The organism is Candidatus Nanoarchaeia archaeon, assembly GCA_035290625.1.
In the GTDB taxonomy this organism is placed as follows: Archaea; Nanobdellota; Nanobdellia; order Woesearchaeales; family DATDTY01; genus DATDTY01.
On sequence record DATDTY010000063.1, the window covers coordinates 1 to 4,463 of the forward strand.

Annotated in this window: 9 protein-coding genes; 7 read left to right on the plus strand and 2 right to left on the minus strand. The window is 41.7% G+C overall.

The genetic code is table 11. From position 1 onward, the window contains the following. Positions 1–152: 152 nt before the first annotated feature. The 5 genes from VJB08_05710 (at position 153) to VJB08_05730 (ending at position 1,964) form a co-directional block, all read left to right on the plus strand. A complete protein-coding gene (locus VJB08_05710; protein HLD43451.1) occupies positions 153–494 on the plus strand; it encodes an ASCH domain-containing protein in 342 nt (113 codons plus the stop codon). 138 nt (positions 495–632) lie between these two features. After that, complete coding sequence (locus VJB08_05715; GenBank protein HLD43452.1) at positions 633–827, plus strand: DUF378 domain-containing protein; 195 nt, start codon at positions 633–635, stop codon at positions 825–827. 66 nt (positions 828–893) lie between these two features. Next, complete coding sequence (locus VJB08_05720) at positions 894–1,496, plus strand: metallophosphoesterase (GenBank protein ID HLD43453.1); 603 nt, start codon at positions 894–896, stop codon at positions 1,494–1,496. A 53-nt stretch (positions 1,497–1,549) separates the two neighbouring features. Further along, the gene (locus VJB08_05725) at positions 1,550–1,759 is read left to right on the plus strand and encodes a DUF4258 domain-containing protein (protein ID HLD43454.1); all 210 of its coding nucleotides are present in this window, start codon (positions 1,550–1,552) and stop codon (positions 1,757–1,759) included. A 4-nt stretch (positions 1,760–1,763) separates the two neighbouring features. Beyond that, positions 1,764–1,964 carry a DUF2283 domain-containing protein gene (locus VJB08_05730; GenBank protein HLD43455.1) on the plus strand — a complete coding sequence of 67 codons (201 nt, stop codon included), beginning with the start codon at positions 1,764–1,766 and terminating at the stop codon, positions 1,962–1,964. A gap of 109 nt (positions 1,965–2,073) precedes the next feature. On the opposite strand, the gene VJB08_05735 is transcribed toward VJB08_05730, so the two are convergent. Further along, positions 2,074–2,481 carry a hypothetical protein gene (locus tag VJB08_05735; GenBank protein ID HLD43456.1) on the minus strand — a complete coding sequence of 136 codons (408 nt, stop codon included), beginning with the start codon at positions 2,479–2,481 and terminating at the stop codon, positions 2,074–2,076. A gap of 226 nt (positions 2,482–2,707) precedes the next feature. Further along, entirely contained in the window at positions 2,708–3,079 is a 372-nt protein-coding gene (locus tag VJB08_05740; GenBank protein ID HLD43457.1) for a hypothetical protein, read from the minus strand. A 141-nt stretch (positions 3,080–3,220) separates the two neighbouring features. Here VJB08_05740 and VJB08_05745 point away from each other — a divergent pair, with 141 nt between their 5' ends. After that, the gene (locus VJB08_05745) at positions 3,221–3,970 is read left to right on the plus strand and encodes a helix-turn-helix domain-containing protein (GenBank protein HLD43458.1); all 750 of its coding nucleotides are present in this window, start codon (positions 3,221–3,223) and stop codon (positions 3,968–3,970) included. 64 nt (positions 3,971–4,034) lie between these two features. Continuing rightward, positions 4,035–4,463 (plus strand): hypothetical protein (locus VJB08_05750; protein HLD43459.1); only part of this gene is annotated, 429 nt, incomplete at its 3' end.

Below are 4,463 nucleotides of genomic sequence, written 5' to 3' on the forward strand. Positions count from 1 at the left end.
GGAGCCATATGATTTTAGCGAAGCGACCCGAAGGGGAAAATCATAATGAGCGAGAAAAAAGTAGCTTTCTTCCACATTTGCCGAAGGCGCTTGCGATAGCTTTTCCTAAGAGGCTTCAGCCGTAAGGCTGGAGAGTTTCACTCCTATAAAAAATGAAACCCCTAAAATTCGCAGAACCACTTGCACGCCTTATCCTAGAAGGTAAGAAAGACACAACCTGGAGAATAAACGATGATAAAGATATTCAAGAGAATGATGAACTCTCATTATGTTATAACGATGGAAAGGAATTCACAAAAGCAAAAGTTACAGAGGTAAGAGAAACAATATTTGAAAACCTGAGTGAAAAAAACAAAGAAGGCCATGAAACATTCAGATTTGACAAGGAGATGCACAAAACCTACTCTTCTTACTATCATGTTCATGTCAAGCCATCCACTCTTGTCAAGGTCATCAAATTCAAGCTGGAACCGCCTCCGCAACAAGCTTTATAAATCCCAAATCCTCAAGTGCCTCTATACTCACGGGCAAATATAATCGAGCAATTGTTGCCCGTTCGTAATAAGTAAAGGCAATAATTTATGCTCAATTATTTGTTACCTTTACTATACAACAAAAAAGAGGTGCGTAGTATGGAAAAAAACGCATTGGACTGGATCAGCCTGATCCTTGTCATCATTGGCGGGCTGAACTGGGGCCTTGTCGGGCTCTTTGACCTGAATCTGGTGGAGACTATCTTAGGATCTATTCCGATCCTCCCGAAGATAGTCTACATCCTTGTCGGGCTGGCGGCGCTCTACACCATCTATTATGTATCCAAGAACTGATTTTTCTTTTTCTCTTTTTTGATTGTGTACCAAAAGCTAATAAACTTAAGCTTTCTCTGATCCTCCATGAAGCTTTTGGCATTCACTGACACGCATGGAAGCAGCAAGGCCATCAACGAACTCGCGAAAAGGGTGAAGCAGGACGATCCTGAAGCGCTGATTTGTGCTGGCGATGTCTCAATCTTTGCCAACAACCTCAAGAGCATCTTGGAGAAGATCAGCAGCCTTGGAAAGATATGCTTTATCATCCACGGAAACCACGAGACAGAGACCGAGATGAAGGCTGCATGCTCGGGCTTTGAGAGCATCATCTTCCTCCATAGAAAGAGCGCAGCATTCAAACACTGCATTTTTCTTGGCTGGGGAGGGGGAGGATTTTCGACCACTGATAAGGAGTTTGAGCGCTTCATTCCTAAATTTGAGAAGGAGATCAGGAGCAATCCCGGGAAAAAGGTGATTCTCATCACCCATGGGCCTCCGTATGGAACAAAGCTTGACAAGCTTATCGGAGGCTATTGCGGGAGCAAGAGCTATCGTGCGTTCCTTGAGAAGAATCCTGTTGACCTCCACATCTGCGGCCATATCCATGAAAACGAGGACAAGCACGACAAGGTAGGACATGCAAGAATCCTCAATCCCGGGCCGTTTGGAAAGATTGTGGTGATATGACAACGCTATAATCCGACGATAAGAATATAAACAAGCATCATTATACCTCTTCTATGAAGATAGTCTATTCGGATCACGCTAAAAAGAGGTTACGGCAAAGAGGAGTCACAGAATTGGAAATTGAGCACGTGCTCAAATATCCAAAATATATTAAGAAGTCCTTTGAAGGAAGGAAGATTGCTGCAGGAGAGGCTAATAAAAGAGAACTCAAAATATCCTTTATCGAAAAGGAAAGCTATATAAAGATAATCACAGTACTTTAGGTTCATGAAATTTGAATACGACAAAGACGCGGACGCAGCATATGTATACTTCCAGTACCCTATAAGAGATGGTGAAGCGAAGAATACCATTGAATTAAATGATAACATAGTTCTTGATTTTGATGCACAAGGAAAGCTCCTCGGAGTTGAAATTCTCAATGCAAGTACTGTGTTAAAAAAGGAAGTTCTAAAGGCAAAGGCGTAGTATCTTCGTCTTCTCCATACGTCGCATTGAAAGGTTCCAGCAGAAAAACGTTCTTAATGCTTTCTAGGGTGTGAACTGCACCAGATTTTGTTTGCCTCAAGCTGAGGTCTTACTGTTCATGCCTAAAAAATTTGGAATCCATTGAAGTGATGTAAATTTCATTTCTTGGGATGTAACCCATCACTTCTATTCTCCTGCTTGTACCTCGTAGCTGTTTAGACTCAAAAGGATAGCAAGCTGCAGGAAATCTCCTTTTATCAATCATTATCATTTCTTCGGCGCTGATTTGCTCCAATGGCTTTAATCTATCTTTGATGCCATCAAAATCTTTTTGGCAAATGCATATCTTTGGATAAATGGTATCTTTGTGTTCTTCTCCTAGGTATTTCTCGTATACTTCATAAATAGCTTTAGTACATAGTTCACCGAACGTGTACTGATCCTTAAGAGTTAATACGGTGTCGCTATCTATCTCGGCCCTTGCAGCCCAGTCAGTCAAATACCCTTCTTTTAACATCATCAGGAAATCTTCTATTTGATACTCAGAAACTTTTTCCAGCTCTTCTTGGGTTATAGTTACTAAGGTATCCCCTTTTTTTACTTTAAGACCCTCTTGGCCTCTTATGACCTTGAGAAGACCCTAACAAGGATCTTTCAGGTTATTATAGCACATTGCGCATTCTTGTGTCATTTTTCCTCCTGTTCAAGGCGCGAAAATATTTTTTGGACCTGACGATGGACATCTATCCATTGCGCTTCCGTTGCGCTTCCATCCGCGCTTCAATCTCCTTGATTTCTATCCTATAATGAGCCTGGTCTATTTGCTCTATTTCCCGGTATAGTTGCTCAGCCAGATGAAGTTTATACTTGGCCTCCCTCTTCTGTTCAAGTGAGAGTGTGTCAACATTCTCCATGACGGCGAGCGTCAAAGATTGAAGACGGCCCAAATAATCCATTTTTACATCTCCCCATTTAGTGTTATACGCCCGGCTATTTGCATAAGTTTGCGCGTTATCATTTACTTTTCCTGGAAGCTGAGATAATCCTCGCCCGATACTGATCATCTCTCTAATATGACCATCAATAATTGCCGTCAAATCCTTTTCGTTATCCATCGTTGTTGCCTCCTCTATCATGATATAATGTTCAATCTCATTACTTCTTAGGAATCACACATACCTATATCAATCTTATTCCCCCCTTAATACGGAATAAATAGCAAATCTTAAATACTTCCGGGCTCTTCTCCCTGCCTGATGGACGCAACACTTCTTGAGCATGTAGGCTTCACCACCGGCGAAGTGAAGGTATACCTCGCCCTCCTGGAACTGGGGGAAACGACAACAGGGGCCATCATCAAGAAATCAAAGATTACGGGTTCTAAAGTCTATGAAATCTTGGATAAGCTAATCGAAAAGGGGCTTGTTTCATACATCCTCAGAGAGAAAACAAAATATTTTCAGTCTTCTTCTCCAAGAAGATTACTTGATTATGTTAATAAAAAAGAGGGCGAGATAAACCACCAAAAGACAGAGATAGAGAAGATTATCCCATCACTGGAACAACTTCAAAAGTTCAAACAAAAAGGGCAATCTTCTCAAATATTTGAGGGTTACGATGGAATTAAGACAGTTTTTAATATGATCTTAGAAAATCTATCGCCAAATGAAGAATACTATGCATTTTCCTTAGGAGAAGAATTAAGGAATGAAAATTTGATGATATTTCTTCAAAATTATCATACTAAAAGGATAAAGAAGAAAATAAGAGTAAAGATTATAGCCAGCCAAAAAGAAAAATCTCTGTTTAATAAACTATCAAGATTAAAAGACCTCCAGGTTAGGTATCATAAAACTCCTGTTCCATTAGGGGTCTTTATCTTTAAAGACCATGTCGCAACATTTACCTTCAAGGAGAAGCCTACTGCATTTTTAATCAAGAGCCAGCAGGTTTCTGCGTCCTATAGGGATTTTTTCAATGGGCTTTGGGCTGAGGCAAAGGCGTAGTATCTTGAGGGGTTCCTCTATCATCATCACAACCTTTAAATAACTCAGCAGAGTCAAGAGATGCATGATCAGCAAAAAACTCTTTCATGAATTGCGGACCGAGCTCAAAACCTATGACAGCCAGAGAGAAGACCTGATTGGCAAAGCCCGCGGCCTGCTCAAAGAGAGCAAGCATATGATCTATGAGATTCATAGGGGGGGCAGTGCTCCAGATAGCCTCCGCAGGCTCAGGCAGCAGAAGGCAGCTTTGGATAGGATCGCAGGAAAAAACCCTCTCCTATTCCAGGAAGGCAGCTACTCAGATGCTGTCCAAGAGTATTGCGAAGCAGAGACCTATCACTCCTTTGTGTCCAGGAAGCCACTGCCTACAGCAAAGCAGCTCAAGATTGGAACAGAGGACTACCTGATGGGATTATGCGACCTCACTGGAGAGCTGACACGAAGAGCTGTCCGCCACGCTACTGTGCGTGATTTTGAGGAGGTCAAGAGAATC